Genomic DNA, 17,877 nt, shown 5'->3' on the forward strand with positions numbered 1-17,877 from the left:
GAAAACGGTTCACATGCCCCGTGCCGGGAGGCCGTCAATCGCCGCAGGGTCCGATGGCCGGGCCGCCCGCGGGAACCCGTGGAATCCCCCGCCGGAAAGAATCCAGGAAACAGCGATACTGGTATTGGGGAGCTTCGGTCTGGAAGACAACTTCATGCCCGTCTTCCAATCCATCCTCGGGGTGTTGAATCACCACAGCGGTCACCCGCTCACCGGAAATTTCGACATTGCCGGCGGCAGGAAGGGGGATGTGCGAACGCCCGGTCAGCGGGAGATACGTGGAGAGCGGGGTCTGGCCGATGAGATCGGGAGGACCCGGCCCGTCTCGCTCCTCGCCGGCGAGGTCGAGCCCCAGCGGCAGAGAAAGGGCGTTGGCGATCCGGGGGAGGATGTAGTGGTCTACGATGCCCTGAAGCATGAGAACGTGGCGCGGCCTTTCGCCGGGCGCGGGCTCCGTCACGATGCGCCGGGCATAGACCTGCGGGTCGGCCGACTCCGCGCCCCATTGGACCAGCGTGAGCACGGGATCACCCGCCGCAAGGGCGCGCCCTGCCGATTTGTATCCGAGAAGCGCCTCTGCGATCGGCCGGACTTCGACCGGTTTTCGCTTGTACAGGATGTTTTCAATCCAGCTTCCCCCGGCGCCGCTCAGGATCGCCGCCCGGTAGCGGGGCTCCATGGCCATGGCCAGGGGCGCAATCGTCGCGCCCATCGAATGGCCCATGAGCGCCAACCGCTCAACGTCGAACCTGACTCCCGCCGAATCAAGTCCGGGACAGCCGGACGCGTCCACTTCGAGTCGTTCCACAACATGGGCGACGAGCGCGATCTCCAGCGCCGACTGCCTCACGTTGTCTCGCAGGGCCACGGGGTTGAGCACGTTGAACATGAGAAATTGTTCGTCGCCGCGGGAGACGTTGCGCAGTCCGCCGTGCGGGCCGTCCACGCTGATCCCCGCAAACCCTGCGCGGGCGAAATGCAACGCCGGACCGGTGCCCGGCACACGCGCGTCCGCCCCGGGGAAATCCTGCGGGCCGCGGTCCACCAGCGGCCGGTCCCCCCCCCCGCCGGTGCGGATGAAAACGACGGTAGGGAATCCGGAGGGAGGCATCGGCGCGCGTGGAAGCGTGATCACCATGTTGGCCTCCTCGACTCCGTGGAGGATGGGACGTCCCTGCGCGTCCAGTTCCCATCCGCCCCCCTCGGTGGCATAGGGCGGAACACCCTGCTGGTAGTCGGGCATGGCGATGGTGCTGTGGTAAACGCAGTAGTCATCAAAAACTTCAGCTTGGACAAAGGGTCCGGTCGGCGCGGGGATGGGCCTGGAAACGGCGTCCTTCACGTAGGCGGCCATCTGGGTCGCGGGATCGCCGGTGGTAAAAACGCTCAGTGCCGCGATATCGCGTGTGGCCACCCCGTCTCCGTTCAACGCCTTGAGAGCCGCGCGATAGGAAGCGAAAACCCGCTCTCCCATCCCGGCCGGCGGCCGGCCGGATGTGATCTCCTCCAGTTCGGACGGCTGCCCGAGCGTCCTGCCTTCCGCGTCACCGGTCCGTCGAAGAACCACGGCGGCGTAGGCGGCGTTCGGTCTCAAGGGGAATCCCTGGACCGGAAGAATCGAGAGAAGATTGGGCGCGCCGAACGGTCCGCCATCCGCGTTGAAGGTGACTTCGACCGGCGACCGCGCGATCGTCCCACCTCCCCATTCGAGTAGGAAGATCGTCGCGTCGGGCCCGATGCTTTCGAGAACCGTCGGCAGATGGGTGGTGCCAAGGGGCCCCGTGAACGAAAAGTACACCGCGCCGCTGAGGGCGAAACCGCGATTGTCCCGCGCGATCAACTGGGCGGCTTGACGCACGAGCGGAATTCCCGCCGGGTTGGGGAAACCCTCAAGCCGGATCGCGCCATCGGCCTGGAGAAGATCGTCGCTGGGGAAGGGCGCCGAGTAAAAGGAATCGGTTCGCTCGAAGTCCATCCGTGCGCGCACGCCCGACCCCCCGGCCTTCGCGCCGCAGGCCAGATGCGCCGAGGCGAACAACAAAAGGAGGTATCGCTTCACGGGCCGTCACCCTCTGAGCGAGCCGATCGCACGGAGGACATTCCCTCCGAGGATTTTCCGAACTCGTTCCTCTTTCCATCCGCGGTCCAGCATGGCTTGGACGAGTCTCGGCCACTCCTCGCACGTGGGCATGTCGCGGGGCGTTTCTATGAAACCGTCCCAATCGCTACCCAGCGCAGCCGTGTCTTCGCCCCCCGCGTCGATAAGGTGTTGCAAGTGGTCGACCACGTGGCCGGAGCGGACGGCCCTCGGCGGTGCGCCGAGAAAGGCCGTCTTGTACATCACGCCGATCACTCCGCCCGTTTCCGCGACGGCGCGGATCTGTTCGTCATCGATATTCCGCCAGTGCGGAAGAACCCCCGTTGTCCCCGTATGGCTGACCATGAGAGGCAGCGAGCGATCGTGCGTTTGAACGGCGTCGAAAAATCCGGTGCGATGGATGTGGGCCAGATCCACGAAGATCCGGAGGGAATCGAGCCGTTTTACGAATTCGCGTCCGGCCGGCGTCAGACCGGCGCGTTTTCTGTTTCCCAGCGGCGAACTCGTCCCGCCGAGCGATGAATCAACCAGATGAACGAGCGTGACCTTCAGAATCTCATGCGGAGTCGGGCCATCGAGAGTATTCCCGACGTCTAAGGCGTTTCCACCCTGGACTCCAAGGAACGCGGCGTGGCAACCGGACCGCCTCGCTTCCCGATATTCTCCCGCCGTTCGCACGAAGCGGACTTGGTCGGGGTGCGAGGCCAGAATACCTTTCATGCGGGCGAGGTTCCTGCCGAAGATGCGGGACCGTTGGGAGCCGCGGCGGAACGGATTTGTGGTGATGGACCAGATGGCGCCGGAGACTCCCGCGTCCGTGAGCCGGGGGAGGTCTACCTGACTGTAATATCGGCCGCCGAGAATCCCCCGCCCGTGGCGTTTGGAAATGTCGTACCCAAAGACCCGGGACCAGATGAAGGAATCCACGTGCAAATCGATGACGTCGGAAGAGTGAATCAGGTCGATGGCCTCCAAGGATATTCCCAGCCGGCTTGCGGCGCCTTTGGGATCCTCCGGAGTCTCGACCAAGCGGGACCTCTTATCCGAGGAAGCTCTTCCCGAAACCACGGTACGTCTTGGACCGTGATTCCAAGCGGTCGCCGCGCACGAGGAGATATTCCCCGAAGTGCTCGGCCGGTTCCCCGGACTTGGCCGGGCGGAAGAACACGGGATCGCCCAGGCGGAGTTTCAACCCTCCGGACACCAGGAGAGGCGTTTGAACCTCGCCGGCTCCTTCGCGCCGAAGGAGCCGCAACCCTTCGGGGAGCCAGGGGAGCGGGAGTCGATCCGGACCCGGTTCGCCGGAGGCGATGATGCCCCCACCGTGACAAGTAATCATCCCCGGCGCCGGGCGTCGAACCGCTTGGAGGGCGAAAAAGAGGGCGGGATCCACCGAGAGTCCGCGATAGTGGTCGAACAGGTGACCCGCCAGAAACCCGGAGCCCGCGGTGATCTCCGTGAGAGAGGGATCGTTCGCGCTCCACTCCAGGCTGCCCGTTCCGCCGCCGTTCACCACGGTCGGCGTCAATCCCAGGATTTTCAACCGCTCGATCACGCGATGCCGCGCCTCCTCCACCTGGCGCCGTGACGCGCGTTTCATGGCGCGAACGAGCTTTCGCCGCAAGGCTGAACCGGTTTCGGGCACCCCGGCAATTTGAGATTCGTACGCCATAAGGCCGTGAAATCGGAGATGGGGGGATTCGTTCAGCCGGGCGGCGAACTCGGCGATCTCTTCGGGGGAGCGCAACGGACTGCGGCGAACACCGATGTGGATCCGGCTGCGCAGAGGCCTCCATGCCATGTCCAGTTCGACCACGAGGGGGATGGTGGCCCCGGCCCGCTGTCCTGCCGCGCTGAGGGCGGCAAGCTGTTCGGGTGAGTCCGCAACGACGGCGGCGGGAACGCCCGATCCGTTCAGACGCGCGAGGACGTCCGCGTCGTCCGCCCGAGCCGTCGGATAGGCCAGGAGGAAATCGGTGAAACCCTGCTCCGCAAGAAAGGCGGTTTCGGCGGCGGTGTACGTCATGAGGCCTTTCACGGCGCCTGCGCCTCGGTTGAGCACCCGTCGAAGAAGATCCACGCATCGGAACGATTTCGAGGCGACTCGGAGCGTCTTGCCGCCCGCTCGGGCGAGGCCCGCCAGGCGATCCACGTTGGACTCGAACGCCCCAAGATCCACGAGCGCAAGGCTGAGGGGTTCATCGGCGACGACGCGTCGGAACCGCTCCCATTTGTCCCGGCGGTTTTCGGTGGCCATCCGACGGCGAAGCCTATCCTATTGACGGGCCAAAGGATACGTCAGGGGCATCATTTCCGCTGGCCTCCACGATCAGGCCCTGCTAGCATCGCCGCACTATGAAGATCATTGTCATGGGTGGCGCGGGCGACATGGGGAGCCGCGCGGTGGAGGACTTGGCTTCTTCGAAAGGAGTCGCACGGGTCACGATAGCCGACCGGAATGCCGCCGCCGCGGAGAAAATCAAATCCAGTCTGGCCGGAAAATCGGCCAAGGTCGAGGTCAAGGCGGTTGACGCCAACGACCACACGGCGCTCGTGAAAGCGATGAAGGGGCATGACGTGGTCGCTTCCGCCCTCGGACCGTTCTTCATGTTCGAAGCGAAGCTCGTGCGGGCGGCCATCGAGGCAGGAGTGAACTACGCGAGCATTTGTGACGAGGCGGATGCCGCCGAGGCCGTGTTCCGGGATTTCGACGTCGATGCGCGGAAGAAGCGCGTGACCGTCCTCACGGGCTTGGGGGCGAGTCCGGGCTTGTCCAATGTAGGCGTCCGGTTCATGTCCAAAGAAGTCGGCCGGATCAAGAAAGCCGAAATCTACGTCTACCAGCCTTTGGACGCCGGAGGAGGCGAAGCGGTCATTCGCCACATGCTCCACATCATGACGGGGAAGGTGGTGGCTTGGAGAGGCGGACGGAAAGTCACGGTTCGCGCATGCAGCCGGTCCAAGATCGTCGAGTTTCCGAAGTACGGCCGTGTCAAGCTGTGGAACATGGGGCACAGCGAGCCGTACACCGTTCCGCGCTATTTCTACGGCATCGAAGAAGTGGGGTTCTACATGGGCTACGGCAAAGGGGCCGAATTTCTGGTGTGGCCCGCGCGCGCCGGTCTCTTCCTGAACAAGCGGGTGACCGATGCCACGGTCCGGCTGCTACTGAGGTTGGAGGGCATGGACAAAAACAAGGAGCCGGGCTGGGGTGCCATCCGGATCGATGTCTGGGGCGAGAAGAAAGGCAAGGAGGAGCACCGGATGCTCTGCGGCATCGGTCAGATGCGAGAGGCTACGGGGCTGTCTCTCTCCATCGGCGCGCAACTTCTGGGAGAGAAAAAGCTACTCACGAAAGAGGGCGGCGTCTACGCGCCCGAGGGTTGCCTCGATCCGCAGGATTTCATCCGCCGCATGAAAGACCGCGGCCAACTCGCCTATGCCGACCTCGCCATGACCCAGCCGTTAGCATAATCGGTGACAGTATACTTTATTACCTGCGAATAGAGTATACTGTCACCGATTATACGGCGAGTTTCGGCGGGACCCAGCCGCCGAAGGCGCGTTCGAGTTCGAGGGCGACGGCAATGGTGAGATGATCGTGGCCGGGGAGGGAGGCGACTTGAACACCGAGCGGGAGTCCTGCCTTGTTCAGTCCGAGGGGTGTCTGCGTGGAAGGCATCTCCATCACGTTCAGAATTGGCGTGTACAACCAGTGGAACGGGTATCGCATCGGAACGCGATGTTTCAGAGCAGGGAACGGATACGACGGATAGAGCATCACTCCGTTCGGGCCGAGTTCACGCTTGAGCTCCTCTTTGAGTTCGCGACCGATTTGAAGAGCTTTCTCCGCTCTCTTGGGCATCCATTTCGGAATGCGTTCGAGCGCGGCCAAAGCGATGGCGGGAAATGTATGTTTGGATCGACCGACTAAAGATTTGATCAGTTCAGGGAGCGGACGGAAAGGTTTTCCATCGCCGAGCATCTCGGTGAAGGTCAGTCCGCCGGACGCGTTCAGCATCGCCCCCCATATCTCGAGTGTCTTCTTGAGGCCTTCGAACCGGGTGGAGCGGACCTTGGCCCCGCGCTGGGCAAGGTGCTCGGCGCATTTCGCCTGCGCCTCGCGGAGATCCGGACTCACCTTCAGGATTCCGTTGTTCTCCACGTTGAGGACGGTCAAACCCTTGATCTGGACTTTCGTCGGATCACCCAGCTTGAACGGCCTGCACTCAGAGTCTTTTCCGTCCGGTCCCGCCAGAATTCGCAGAACGGGCATGAGGTCCTCCGCCTTTCGGGCCAGCGGTCCCGTCGTCACATAGCGCAGCGCTTCATTGGAAGGGATAGGGAACTGGCCTGTTCCCGGCACGAGTCCGCCCGTCGGTTTGTGCCCGAACACGCCGTTGAAAAACGCCGGCATCCGAATCGATCCCGCGATGTCGGAGCCAAGCCCGAACGGCGTGCCGCCCGCGCTGATGATCGCGCCTTCGCCTCCCGAGCTTCCGCCTACGATTCGCCTTGGATCGTAAGCGTTGTTCGTGCGCCCGTAGATGGTGTTGTGGGTCTCCATCCACATGCAGAGTTCGGGAACATTGGTGATGCCCAACGGAATCGCGCCGGCTTTTCGCAGTCGGGCCACCGTGGTCGCATCACTCTTCTGAATGTCGTTCCTCCGCGAATACAGCCCGCCCGTCCGCGGAAATCCCTCCACGCTGAAACATTCCTTGATCGTGCAGGGAACGCCGAGGAGGGGCGCGGCCTTTCCATCGGAGGCGCGGACCCGGCGATCTGCTTCTTTGGCCTCTTTTCGGGCCTCCTCGAATCGATTTCCGACGACGGCATTCAGCACGGGATTGACCTTCTCGATCTGGCGGATGTGGGCGTCCACGACCTCGGCGGAACTGACTTTGCGCTTGCGAATCATGTCGGCCAACGTGAGCGCTGATGCCTTCAAAAGATCGTCCATACGGCTTTCCTTCCATGCCGTTCTATGCGATGTCTACCCCTTGTTGCAAGGAAGAAAAATGGACGAAGCGAAAGTGGTGTTGATTACCGGGGCGTCGTCCGGATTTGGGAAACTGACGGCCGAGCTGCTGGCGGAGAGGGGATTCAAAGTGTTCGGGACGAGCCGCAAACCGCAATCATCCTCACCGACGGGCGCCCTTGTGATGCTGAAGCTCGACGTCTGCTCCGATGAATCCGTGGCCGCGTGCGTCCGATCGGTTCTCGACTGCGCCGGCCGGATCGACGCCTTGGTCAACAACGCAGGATATCAATTGGTCGGCGCGCTCGAAGAAACTTCGTTGGAGGAGGCGAAGGCTCAGTTCGAAACCAACTTCTTCGGCGTCGTCCGCATGGTGAATGCGGTTCTTCCCATCATGCGGAAGCAGCGAGAGGGAACCATCGTGAACGTGGGATCGCTGGCCGGACTCATGAGCAGTCCTTTCTCGGGCTTTTACACGGCGACGAAGTTTGCCTTGGAGGGCTACTCGGAAACTTTGCGCAACGAAGTCCGGCCGTTCGGCGTCCGCGTAGCACTCGTCGAACCGGGTTTCTTCAAGACTCCGATCACCGATGCCATGAGAGAGGCCGCCCAACGCCTCGATGCGTATTCCGCCCATCGGAACTCTGCCGTGGCGGTGACGCGCCGTTCCCAACAATCAGGTCCGGGTCCGGAAGCGGTCGCCCAGACGATCCTGGCCATCCTGGAGCGATCCAATCCGAAGTTGCGCCATCGGGTGGGGTTGGATTCCAAAGTTCTTCCGGTGCTTAAAGCGGTCTTGCCCGCACCGCTGGTCGAGTGGGGCACGCGGGTCAACTTCGGGCTGAACCGAAAACCATGAGAGATTTCCAGGACCGCAGCGAAGCCCTCCTCATCCGTTTCCGGTGGGCCGTCCTCGCGATCTTCGCGGTGCTCACCGCCGTTTTGGGCTATTACTCGTACCACACGAAGACCAACAACGATTTCGAGGCGTGGCTCCCCGAGCATGACAGTGTCGTCAAATCGTACAAAGAGGTCGAAGCGAAATTCTCCGCCCATACGGTCGCCGTCGTTCTCCTTGATGTAGGGGATGCGTTTTCGGAGTCTTCGCTGGAAACGTTGCAGCGTGTGACGCAGCGATTGGCCGAGGTCAAAGGCGTTGCTCGCACACTCAGTCTGACGAACGCGATCGATCTGCGCCTGGAGGGCGAAACCATCCACGCCGGGCGACTCATCGAGCGTCTCCGCCGGCGCGATCAAATCGACGCCGTGCGGCGAGACGTTCTGACGAACGATCTGTACCGCGGCACGCTCGTTTCGAACGACGCGCGCTACGTCACCGTCGTGGTCTCGCTGGACGCGGAGGCCGACGACGTCGCCGTGGCCGCTGAACTTTACAAGATCCTGGACGGCATGAAGCTGTCCGCCCCCTACTATCTGGCGGGGGACCCCGCCTACACCCATTTTTCCGATGTCTACATCCAAAAGGACATGAAGGGTCTGGTGCCTTACGCCATCGGCGCGATGGTCCTTGTTTTCTGGCTCGGATTCAAGAAGCTGAAGTGGGTGCCGTATCCCATCGTGGGCGCCCTCATCAGTATCTTCTGGCTCTATGGCCTGAAAACTCTCACGGGCGGAACGATCAATGTGCTTACACCCGGTGTCATGCTCATCCTGCTCGTCACGGCGTCGGACTACTCGGTCTATTCGGTCAATTATTATCGACAGCAGGGCACGACCAAGGGAATCCATCGTGCCCTTGGAAATCCGCTCTTCTTCTCCTGCCTTACCACCGTGGCGGGGCTCATGTCCTACACCACCACGGACATCTGGGTCCTGAAGGATTTCGGATACTCCGTTTCGATCGGACTCGCCATCGGCTTCATCGTGAGCTTGGGATTCGTTCCGGCCATCTTCGGCCCGAAGGTGATCGCTCCCGCTCCCGAATCGAACAATGTGGCCGGGTGGACGCGGGTGAGCGAGAAAGTCATGCGCTGGTGCCTGGGTCATCGCTGGAGCCTGTTGCTCGCGTCGGTGGCGGCCGGCGCCATCATGATCCCCCAGATGCGGAAGCTCCAGACGAGAACGACGATCTCGGAAATTCTGGCTCCCGATTCGCCTCCGCTCAAGGCCGGCGAGATTCTTAACAAGGAATTCACCGGGGCGTATCCCGTTCTCTTCTACATCAAGGGCGATCTCACGGATCCGATCACGCTTCGCGCAATGATGCGCGCGGAGAATTTCCTGAGGAACCTTCCGGAAGTCGGCGGCGTGGTTTCTCCCGCGAGCCTCGTGGGTGAAACTCGGCGCCTCCTTACCGATTCATACGGCATACCGGCCACCGGGCGGGAGGCGCACGCGATGTATTTCTTTCTCGAAGGCGACCCCTACGTCGAGTCACTGGTCGATCCCGAGCACGAGCACGGATTGGTCCTGGGGTACGTGCGGGCGGTGGATACGCAGCAGGTCGGCCGATTGGCGGATGTGTTGGCGGACTATCTCAAGTCCGAGATGTCCGAACCCTGGGTTGAAGTGGATACACGACTCCTTCCCGGCAACATGGGGCCGCTGGTGCGCAACGCCGCCGTTCGATGGATTGAGCAGGAAAGGCTTTGGCTCCTGCGCGGACCGGAGCCCGGCTACCCGGAGACTCTGAAACGGCTGGGCGCTCTGGAAAGGGAGGGCGCGGGCACGCTCTTCAGAGTGCCGCGGAGCGTGGTCGAACCGATTTTGAAGGGCGGAGGACCCGTCCGGATGGCCGGATTCGAGGCCATCCAGACGGGCTATCCCATTCTGACGAAACGCCTGGAGCAGCTCCTTCTTTCAAGCCAGAAACAAAGCATTGCCATCGCGTCCATCGCCGTGCTTATTCTGCTGACGATCTCCGTTCGCTCGGCCAAGATCGCGCTGATCGGAATGGTGCCGGTCCTCTTTCCACTCGCCCTTGCGCTGGGGCTCATGGGCTTCCTCGGCATCCCGATCGACTTTGGGACCGTTCTCCTTGGAGGGATCACCCTGGGTCTGGGCGTCGATGGCGCGATCCACGTGCTTTCCTCCGTGAAAGCGAAAATCGGGGAAGGGCAACCGTTCGATGAGGCCATGATAGCCACCACCAAGACGGTCGGCCGTTCGTTCTTCATGGCCACAGCCTCCACGCTGGCGGGATTTCTGATCCTGGCCTTTTCCGAGATCAAAACGGCGTCCAATCTCGCGGTGACCTGCGGTCTCGGCATCTCGCTCGTCATGCTGGCCGTTCTGTTCCTCCTGCCTGCTCTCATGCCATTCGTTCTCAAGCCAAGGCGTTGAAGAAAGCCGTTCTCTTCCTCTGCGTGGCCAACTCCGCCCGGAGCCAGATGGCGGAGGGCTGGTTCCGCGATCTCGCGCACTCTCCCCCTTATTGCGGACGTCCTGTCCGCCGAAAACGTCGAGAGTACGGCCGGCCTCACGCCGGGCCGCCGGATCGCCCCGTCTTCAGCGCCGGTTCCCACCCGAGCATCGTTCATCCGCTGGCTATCCAGGCGATGGGCGAGGTCGGGATCAACATCACGTCGCATCGATCGAAGGGAATCGACTCTATCCCGCTCGATCAGGTGGGCACCGTGATCACGCTCTGCGCCGAGGAGGTCTGCCCCGTCCTGCCGGGGGAAGTGAAGCGATTGCACTGGCCTTTGCCCGATCCCGTGGGAGCGGGCACCACGCCGATCGAAGGCTTCCGCCGCGTCCGCGACGAGCTCGCCCGCCGCATCCGTATATTCCTGCGCGACACCCGCGCTGTTTGACGCTCCGTGCCGTTGGCGGTAGCATCACCCCTCTGGAGGTGATCACATGCCAAGATCAAGCCGCTTTTCCATTGCTTTTGGAGCTGTTTTCGTTGCCGCCGCGATGGGCGTGGCGCTGTGGACCTGCTCCGATTCGGAAGACAAATCCGCAAGCTCGGTACGCGTCGAGTTTGACCTCGACAAACTGATTGGTCCGACCGAGGGCACCGGGGCCGGCGCGAAGAAGATCACCTCCGAATCCGACCTGATCGGCGGCGAGGCGGCCCAGGGACGTGTGGGCGACACCCTCCTCCAGAACGACAAGATCCGCGTCATCATTCAACAGCCGGACCGCAACATCGGCCCGGGCCCATTCGGCGGCAACATCATCGACGGCGACATTGTGCGAAGCGATGGAAAAGGACAGGACGTGATCGGCGAGATCTCCGTGTTCTTCAATCTGGGGCGGACGGTGGATGCGAAAACCGTGGAGGTCGTTCGCGATGGCTCCAAGGGCGGCGCGGCCGTGGTGGCTGCAACCGGGCCGGATGAAGTGCTGGACTACCTCAACATCCGCTCCGTGGTGTCCTCGTATCTCCCCGGCCTGGGGGACTCACTCCCCGTCAATCCGGACGAGGATATGCCGCTCACGATCACGAACTACTACATTCTGAAGCCCGGCGATTCCGCGGTGCGATTCGTCACCGCGATTCATAATGAAGGGTCCACCGATCAGATCCTCCTTGCCGGCGATCTGCTCGACAGCGGCGGGACGGTCGAGTTCTTCAACCCCTCGTCCACGCTCGCGGGTTTCGGCTACAAAACGGCCATCCCCGAGAAAATGAATTTCCTCGGCTTCCGCGGAAAACAGTCCTCGTACGCGTATGCTCCACCGCTCAAGGACGGCAAGGAGAACGCGGCCTATCTGGCCATCAGCGGAGTGGCCGGCACCGTCATCGGCACCGTCAACGTCATCCAGACCCTGCTCTCTCCACCGCCGCTCAGAGCCTCCACCGAGGGCGCCCTGGTCGTTCCGGCAGGCGGCACGGCTTCCTACGAGAGATGGGTCGCCGTGGGAACCGGCTCGCTCAGCACCGTGACCGATGCCCTTTACTCGGCCCGCCAGATCCCGACCGGCCAGGTTGAAGGAACGGTCGCCGATTCGAGCGGATCGGCGCTGGCCGGAGTTCGCGTTTCTGCAATCAATAATCTCGGCGCCGCGGTTACGCAGTTCCTCAGCGATGCAAGCGGCAAGTTCAGCGGCACGCTCCCGGCGGGCACGTACTCCCTGTCCGCCCAGGTCCCGGGTCGGCTCGTCACTCAAAAGGGTTCAGTGACCGTGAGTCCAGGAGCGGTCACCGCCGGAAAAGTGGTCCTCTCCAAGCTGACCCAGGTGAGCGTAAATATCGCCTCGCCGGGCGGGACGGCGCTCCCCGGAAAGGTTTCTTTCCTCTGTGCGGACACCTGTCCGGAAGAGAAATCCTCCCAACTGCGCGACATCTCGTACGACTCCGTCGGCGACCCGATCTTCCAGCAGGATTTCATCGACAATTCGGGAAAGGCCACCGTGGCCGTCGCGCCTGGGACCTACAAAGTGGTCGTCTCCCGCGGCATCACGTACTCCCTCTGGCCGAACGATTTCCGCTGGAACGGCGACGTGAGCAAGTCCGGCGGCTACGATCTCACCCTTGCCGAGGGCGAAACGAAAAGCGTCGCGGCAACCCTCGCGAAGGTGGTCGACACGTCGGAATACCTCTCGGGCGATTTCCACGTCCACGCGATCAATTCGCCGGACAGCCCGGTGCCGAACCTCGAGCGGGTGATCACTTTTCTCGGGGAAGGCGTGGATGTCCTCGTCTCCTCCGATCACGACTATGTGACCGATTTTGCACCGACGGTGAAGGACCTGAACGCCGGGTCGTATCTCGCCACCATCGTGGGGAACGAACTCACCACGTTCGACTACGGCCATTTCAACGGGTTTCCCGTGCAGGTGAAAGCGGGCAGCATCAACGGTGGCGCGTTCGATTGGGGCGGAGGAACGGGGCCGAGCGCGCATCCCGGTGCGATCTTCGAGCAGTTCCTCGCGGAACCGGGGGAACAGGTGGTGCAGGTGAATCACCCGGACTGGGGCTACTTCAAATACATCCTGCTTGACGTGAAATCCGGCGCGACGGCCGAGAAACCGTCCAAATTCAGAATGGCCGATCCGGAGGGTTCCACGTCCGCCGACACCAAGCTCCTAAGCGAGAAGTTCAACGCCATCGAGCTATACAACGGCTTCGACGCCAAGCGATTCAATGTGTGCGCGAACTGGTGGCTGGGTTTGATCAACCGGGGCGTCGTTACGACCGGCACGGCGGTGTCCGACACGCATCAGTGGCGCGCGACTCAGAGCGGCTTTCCGCGGAGCTACATCCGCGTCGGAGCGGGCAAGGACAAGATCAGCCCGTTTGACGAAGCCGCTTTCGTGGCGGCCACGAACGCGCACCGGCTCTTTGGAACGAACGGTCCCTTCGTGCGACTTCACGCCGCGAACGCCAAGGGTGAGAAAGTGGAAACGGGCGATACCCTCGCGTCCGGCGGAAGTGGACAGACAATCACGTTCACTGTGGAAGTTCAGACCCCCGCCTGGTTCAAGGTGAACAAGGTGGATTTGATCTCAAACGTGACCGATACGATCCCCGCGGCGGGCAAGACCAACGACCAATCACCGAAACCGCTGGCCACGCAGGAGGTGAAGCTCACCGATGCCGATCTTCAAGCGGGCGCGGAAGGCGGGGCGGACTACAAGCGCTACGTCGCGACCGTAACATTCACCGATGCGCCGCAGAAGGACAGCTACTACGTTGCGCTCGTCAGTGGCGAAGGGAATCTGTATCCGGTGGTGACCGATTCGGTCGCTCCGTTCGCCTTCACCAATCCGGTTTTCGTGGACGTGAACGGCGGAGGCTGGAAACCGATGGTCTCGCGCCAAGCCCCGCCCCGCTGGGCGCCTGAAGTTCTGGCCCGCGTGAATCCCGCCAAACGCCAGGCCACCGAAGCCGACTTCTGGGCCCTCGTCAAGATCGCCCAGACGATCAAGTAGGGGAATTAAAGGTGACAGTATACTCTATTTCTTGGCCCGTCGGCCGCGCGGTCGGCCCTTCGGCCAGCCGCGTTTGCGCGGGAGGAGGACCCGCCCGAGCTTCTTCTCCCACCGCCTGACCCAGACCAGGTCACCCAAGGGGCGACCCGTCCGTCCACTCGTGCGAATCCCTTCCAACTCGGCGGGATTCTCTTCGCCCTTCAGGAACGCCGCCCAATCGGATTCCATTTCGCGGAACGGGCTGGACTTTACCAAGCGGTCGGGTTCCCCCGTCGCATGATGCCGGGCACTGGACCATCGGTGGTCTTGGGCGCGCTTCACCATCCCCGCCCGCACCGGGTTTCGCTCCACGTACCGCGCCACGGCCAGAAGATGTCGGTCCTTCTCGATGGGGAAGGAATGGAATCGCTCCTGGAAGAGGTGGCCTCGAACACCCTCCCGGAGGTTGACTCGAAGCGTGTACTGGCGATGGGTCTCGCCGATCGCCCGCGCCAGGGAATCGGCACGGCCGGGCACGACGAGCAAGTGAATGTGGTTGGTCATCAGGCACCACGCCCAGATTTCCAAATTGTGCTGGGACGCCGATTCGGCCAGGAGATCGAGGTAGATCAAACGGTCCTTGTCCGAATGGAAGAGTTGAATGGAGCGGACCCCTCTCTGAATCACATGGTGAGGGGCACCAGGGACGACCACGCGAGCCAATCGCGACATGAGGCGGATCGTAGGGCGGGTCGCGGCCGCTGTCAAGAGCTATTCATGTATACTGTCACCGATCATCCTGCTGCGGGGGTTAAGCAAATAGAGTATACTGTCACCGAATATATAAGGACGACCCGGGGAGTCCACATGAATTGACCGCCGTCATGTTTTGGTGGCGAATCGGATGGCATCCTGCCCGGCGTATGCGAGAGACAAGATGAGCCAAACAGGTGCCGAGGCCGAGTCGGTCTCCGCGGCATCGGCGAGAAAGGTCAGGTTTGGAGCCGGATCCAAGATGGCGCCGAAGGGAATCCTCCGCCAGCCGCCCGTGAGCTTCGACCATGCGCCGTTCATGGTCATCTGGGAAATCACGAGGGCTTGCGATCTCTCCTGTGTTCACTGTCGAGCCCAGGCCGAACCCGCCGGCCTCCCGAATCAGCTCGCCCCCGAGGAGGGTGAGGCGCTTCTGAAAACGATTTCCACCTTCGGGACGCCGCGTTCCCTCGTGATTCTGACCGGGGGCGACCCGTTCAAGCGCTCCGATGTGTTCCATCTGGTGAAATACGGCCGCGATCTCGGGCTCACCATGGCCGTGTCGCCTGCGGGCACGCCGCTGTTGACACGAGAAAATCTCACGCGGCTGAAGAAGGCCGGCGCCGGATCGATCTCGCTCTCGCTCGACGCCTCCACGCTTGATGCCCACGACGCCTTCCGCGGTGTCCCCGGTGTCTTCGAGAAGACCCTTGCGGGTTGGGATGTGTGCAACTCGATCGTCCTCCCCGTGCAGATCAATACGACGGTCAACCGGAGAAACCTCCTCGATCTCCCGAACATCTTCCGGCTCGTGCAGAGCAAGGGGGCGATGACGTGGAGCCTGTTCTTCCTCGTGCCGATGGGTCGCGCGAAGAAGACGGACGACCTCACCGGGCAGCAGTACGAGGACGCGATGAATTTTCTGTACGACTGCTCAAAGTATGTTTCCGCCAAACACACGGAGGGGCATCATTTCAAACGCGTAGTGCTCCAACGCATGGCGGCGGAGAGGGGCGAGCCCAAGCTCGGCGAGCCGCCGGCGGTGGGACCAGCGTACCTCAAGCTGCGCTCGGACCTGGACCGCATCGTCGAAGAGGCACACATCAAGCCGAAAAAGGATGGGGTGGTCCGCCCGCCGCTCAACATCAACGCGGGCAAAGGTTTCGTCTTCATTTCGAGCACGGGCGACGTCTTCCCGTCGGGATTCCTTCCGATGCGCGTCGGAAACGTCCGCAGGGAATCCCTTGTGGATCTATACCGCGATCACCCCACATTTCGCGATCTCCGCAACCCCGATAAACTCAAGGGGAAGTGCGGGCAGTGCAACTTCAGGCAGTGGTGCGGAGGCTCGCGTTCACGCTCCTTCGCCTACACCGGTGATCCCTTCGCCGCCGAACCGCGCTGCATCTATCAGCCCCCTGCCGCATCCTGATTTCCAATCTGAGATAAACCAAGTCCACAACAGTTCCCATTTTCGAGAGGACCGGTGTACACGAATATTGACCTTCGGCAACCTTCTGAAAACACAGGACAAAACTGACGGTAGTCAATATTTCATGCTCAGCCTTGGCACGGGGGTTGCCTTACGAAGCTGTCAGCGATCAGCCTTCAGCGTTCAGCTTGGGAGGATCGAGTTACCGAGAAGCTGATGGCTGAATGCTGAATGCTGAAAGCTGAAAGCTGCTTATGGGAGGTACCATGGCAAACTGTGAAGGCTGCCGAATCCAGGATGACTGCTTTTTCTCCGGGGCCGAAGGTCCGGCGCGGGAGAGCATCAGCCGCCGCCTGGTGACGAATCGTTATAAGAAGAACCAGGTTATTCTCTACGAGGGGATCGAACCCCACGGGATCTACCTTCTCTGCGAGGGGAGGGCCAAGGTTTTCAAGTGCGATGAGTCCGGCCACCAACTCACCGTTCGGATCGAAGAACCCGGCGCGCTCCTCGGTTATCGTTCCCTGATCCTGGGTCAGACGTACGCGGCTTCCGTGGGAGTCATCGAACCTTCACGGGTCGCTTTTCTCGACGAGCAATCCTTCTTCGCCTTGATTCGCCAAAGCAGCGCCCTCACGCTGAAGCTGATTCACAAGATGGCCGAGCGACTGGGAGAAGCGGAGGACAAGGCGCTCAAGATGGCCTTCCACGGCGCCTACCGACGCGTGGCGGAGATCCTCAACTCGGCCAAACCGTCCCAGCCCGGAAAACCGAACGGCCATGCGCCGGTAATGCTCCCCATGCTCCGGCGGCAGGATCTGGCGGACCTGGCGGGTCTCGCTCTCGAAACGACCATCCGGGTCCTCAAGGACATGGAATCGAAAGGTCTCATACGCCTAAAGGGAAAGGCCATCATGATTCTGGAATCGGCCAAACTCGAACAGACGGCGCAACCGGTTCACTGAGCAGTCAACAGTTGTCGGTCCACAGTGGTCCGTATGGGAAAGGGGCGACTTGGACAGTCGCGCGCCAGACCCCTCGGAACTGTTGACTGAGAACTGACAACTGAAAACGGATGGCCGATTGCCGACGGTTTCCCCATTTGCTAGGATGGCCGCGATGTTCGACAACATTCTCGTTCCCACGGATTTCTCCCCCTTCTCCCGCATGGCGGAAAAAATGGCTTTGGACCTCGCGAAGGAGAGTCGGGGCAAGCTCCTCCTCCTCCACGTGATCGACCCCTATTTCGAGCGATTGCCCTACTTGGTTTCCGCCCGCCTCACGCGCGGAAAGGTTCGCCGCGGCGCACTCGATCAAATGAGGAAGGAATTGAAATGGGTCCGGGCGCCGGGCGTGAAAGTGGAGAGCCGCGTTGCCAGCGGCTCGCCTCCGGAAGCCATCCTCCGGAGCGCAAAAGATTTCCGTGCCGATTTGATCGTTCTGGGTACACACGGCCGCACCGGCATCGAACATCTGCTCTTGGGAAGCGTGGCCGAGAAAATTCTCCGCCTCGCCCCGTGCCCCGTCCTCACTCTCCGAAAAAACATCCCCGAAGAAATCCTCGAAGAGCTCTAGGCCCGCCCGACGGGGTCCGGGGTCTCCTTCGCCCATTTCGGACGGCCACCCCGTTTCCCCAATGTCCTGACCTTAGCTCGACTTTTGCCATTTTTTGAAAGGTTTATGTTGGTCCTTATGCGTAGGGGAGGGTCTTCAGACCCTCCCGACAAGAGGGAGCAAGTAGGGGAGGGTCTTCAGACCCTCCCGACAAGAGGGAGCATCTGAAGATGCTCC

The 17,877-nt window shown here is 61.9% G+C and carries 13 protein-coding genes; 8 read left to right on the top strand and 5 right to left on the bottom strand.

The window, feature by feature from the left end:
• Nucleotides 1-34: 34 nt before the first annotated feature.
• The 3 genes from HYT87_15965 to HYT87_15975 are packed head-to-tail and all read right to left on the bottom strand — an operon-like array spanning nucleotide 35 to nucleotide 4,355.
• On the bottom strand, nucleotides 35-2,059 hold the full coding sequence (locus HYT87_15965; protein ID MBI2061235.1) for a hypothetical protein: 2,025 nt from the start codon (nucleotides 2,057-2,059) through the stop codon (nucleotides 35-37).
• A 6-nt stretch (nucleotides 2,060-2,065) separates the two neighbouring features.
• The gene (locus tag HYT87_15970; protein MBI2061236.1) at nucleotides 2,066-3,127 is read right to left on the bottom strand and encodes a membrane dipeptidase; all 1,062 of its coding nucleotides are present in this window, start codon (nucleotides 3,125-3,127) and stop codon (nucleotides 2,066-2,068) included.
• Nucleotides 3,128-3,137: 10 nt separating this feature from the next.
• Entirely contained in the window at nucleotides 3,138-4,355 is a 1,218-nt protein-coding gene (locus tag HYT87_15975) for an alanine racemase (GenBank protein ID MBI2061237.1), read from the bottom strand.
• 98 nt (nucleotides 4,356-4,453) lie between these two features.
• Between HYT87_15975 and HYT87_15980 the strand changes: the two genes are divergently transcribed.
• The gene (locus tag HYT87_15980; GenBank protein ID MBI2061238.1) at nucleotides 4,454-5,572 is read left to right on the top strand and encodes a saccharopine dehydrogenase NADP-binding domain-containing protein; all 1,119 of its coding nucleotides are present in this window, start codon (nucleotides 4,454-4,456) and stop codon (nucleotides 5,570-5,572) included.
• 49 nt (nucleotides 5,573-5,621) lie between these two features.
• Here the strand turns inward: HYT87_15980 and HYT87_15985 are convergent, their stop codons facing one another.
• On the bottom strand, nucleotides 5,622-7,061 hold the full coding sequence (locus HYT87_15985; protein MBI2061239.1) for an amidase: 1,440 nt from the start codon (nucleotides 7,059-7,061) through the stop codon (nucleotides 5,622-5,624).
• Nucleotides 7,062-7,119: 58 nt separating this feature from the next.
• On the opposite strand from HYT87_15985, the gene HYT87_15990 reads away from it, so the two are divergent.
• Genes HYT87_15990 through HYT87_16005 form a run of 4 tightly spaced genes read left to right on the top strand, consistent with a single transcriptional unit; the run spans nucleotide 7,120 to nucleotide 13,922 of the window.
• The gene (locus HYT87_15990) at nucleotides 7,120-7,938 is read left to right on the top strand and encodes an SDR family NAD(P)-dependent oxidoreductase (protein ID MBI2061240.1); all 819 of its coding nucleotides are present in this window, start codon (nucleotides 7,120-7,122) and stop codon (nucleotides 7,936-7,938) included.
• Nucleotides 7,935-10,382, top strand: coding sequence for an MMPL family transporter (locus HYT87_15995; protein ID MBI2061241.1), 2,448 nt, complete (start codon nucleotides 7,935-7,937; stop codon nucleotides 10,380-10,382). The genes HYT87_15990 and HYT87_15995 overlap by 4 nt, the downstream gene beginning before the upstream one ends.
• Before the next feature lie 47 nt (nucleotides 10,383-10,429).
• Nucleotides 10,430-10,855, top strand: a complete 426-nt coding sequence (locus HYT87_16000; GenBank protein MBI2061242.1) for an arsenate reductase ArsC — start codon at nucleotides 10,430-10,432, stop codon at nucleotides 10,853-10,855.
• Nucleotides 10,856-10,901: 46 nt separating this feature from the next.
• Nucleotides 10,902-13,922 carry a carboxypeptidase regulatory-like domain-containing protein gene (locus HYT87_16005; protein MBI2061243.1) on the top strand — a complete coding sequence of 1,007 codons (3,021 nt, stop codon included), beginning with the start codon at nucleotides 10,902-10,904 and terminating at the stop codon, nucleotides 13,920-13,922.
• A 24-nt stretch (nucleotides 13,923-13,946) separates the two neighbouring features.
• On the opposite strand, the gene HYT87_16010 is transcribed toward HYT87_16005, so the two are convergent.
• The gene (locus HYT87_16010) at nucleotides 13,947-14,633 is read right to left on the bottom strand and encodes a transposase (GenBank protein ID MBI2061244.1); all 687 of its coding nucleotides are present in this window, start codon (nucleotides 14,631-14,633) and stop codon (nucleotides 13,947-13,949) included.
• Between the two features lie 205 nt (nucleotides 14,634-14,838).
• Between HYT87_16010 and HYT87_16015 the strand changes: the two genes are divergently transcribed.
• The 3 genes from HYT87_16015 to HYT87_16025 all read left to right on the top strand — a co-directional run bounded on the left by HYT87_16015 (nucleotide 14,839) and on the right by HYT87_16025 (nucleotide 17,661).
• On the top strand, nucleotides 14,839-16,086 hold the full coding sequence (locus HYT87_16015; protein MBI2061245.1) for a TIGR04053 family radical SAM/SPASM domain-containing protein: 1,248 nt from the start codon (nucleotides 14,839-14,841) through the stop codon (nucleotides 16,084-16,086).
• A 266-nt stretch (nucleotides 16,087-16,352) separates the two neighbouring features.
• The gene (locus HYT87_16020) at nucleotides 16,353-17,051 is read left to right on the top strand and encodes a Crp/Fnr family transcriptional regulator (GenBank protein MBI2061246.1); all 699 of its coding nucleotides are present in this window, start codon (nucleotides 16,353-16,355) and stop codon (nucleotides 17,049-17,051) included.
• 154 nt (nucleotides 17,052-17,205) lie between these two features.
• Complete coding sequence (locus HYT87_16025) at nucleotides 17,206-17,661, top strand: universal stress protein (GenBank protein MBI2061247.1); 456 nt, start codon at nucleotides 17,206-17,208, stop codon at nucleotides 17,659-17,661.
• Nucleotides 17,662-17,877 lie beyond the last annotated feature (216 nt).

The organism is Nitrospirota bacterium (assembly GCA_016180645.1).
GTDB lineage: Bacteria > JACPQY01 > JACPQY01 > JACPQY01 > JACPQY01 > JACPAV01.

Excerpts from the sequence above, each read along its gene's own strand:
- HYT87_16025 (MBI2061247.1), top strand. The coding sequence starts at position 17,206 with ATGTTCGACAACATTCTCGTTCCCACGGATTTCTCCCCCTTCTCCCGC.
- HYT87_16005 (MBI2061243.1), top strand. The coding sequence starts at position 10,902 with ATGCCAAGATCAAGCCGCTTTTCCATTGCTTTTGGAGCTGTTTTCGTT.
- HYT87_16010 (MBI2061244.1), bottom strand. The coding sequence starts at position 14,633 with ATGTCGCGATTGGCTCGCGTGGTCGTCCCTGGTGCCCCTCACCATGTG.
- HYT87_15995 (MBI2061241.1), top strand. The coding sequence starts at position 7,935 with ATGAGAGATTTCCAGGACCGCAGCGAAGCCCTCCTCATCCGTTTCCGG.
- HYT87_15985 (MBI2061239.1), bottom strand. The coding sequence starts at position 7,061 with ATGGACGATCTTTTGAAGGCATCAGCGCTCACGTTGGCCGACATGATT.
- HYT87_16020 (MBI2061246.1), top strand. The coding sequence starts at position 16,353 with ATGGCAAACTGTGAAGGCTGCCGAATCCAGGATGACTGCTTTTTCTCC.
- HYT87_15975 (MBI2061237.1), bottom strand. The coding sequence starts at position 4,355 with ATGGCCACCGAAAACCGCCGGGACAAATGGGAGCGGTTCCGACGCGTC.
- HYT87_16015 (MBI2061245.1), top strand. The coding sequence starts at position 14,839 with ATGAGCCAAACAGGTGCCGAGGCCGAGTCGGTCTCCGCGGCATCGGCG.
- HYT87_15990 (MBI2061240.1), top strand. The coding sequence starts at position 7,120 with ATGGACGAAGCGAAAGTGGTGTTGATTACCGGGGCGTCGTCCGGATTT.
- HYT87_16000 (MBI2061242.1), top strand. The coding sequence starts at position 10,430 with ATGGCGGAGGGCTGGTTCCGCGATCTCGCGCACTCTCCCCCTTATTGC.
- HYT87_15980 (MBI2061238.1), top strand. The coding sequence starts at position 4,454 with ATGAAGATCATTGTCATGGGTGGCGCGGGCGACATGGGGAGCCGCGCG.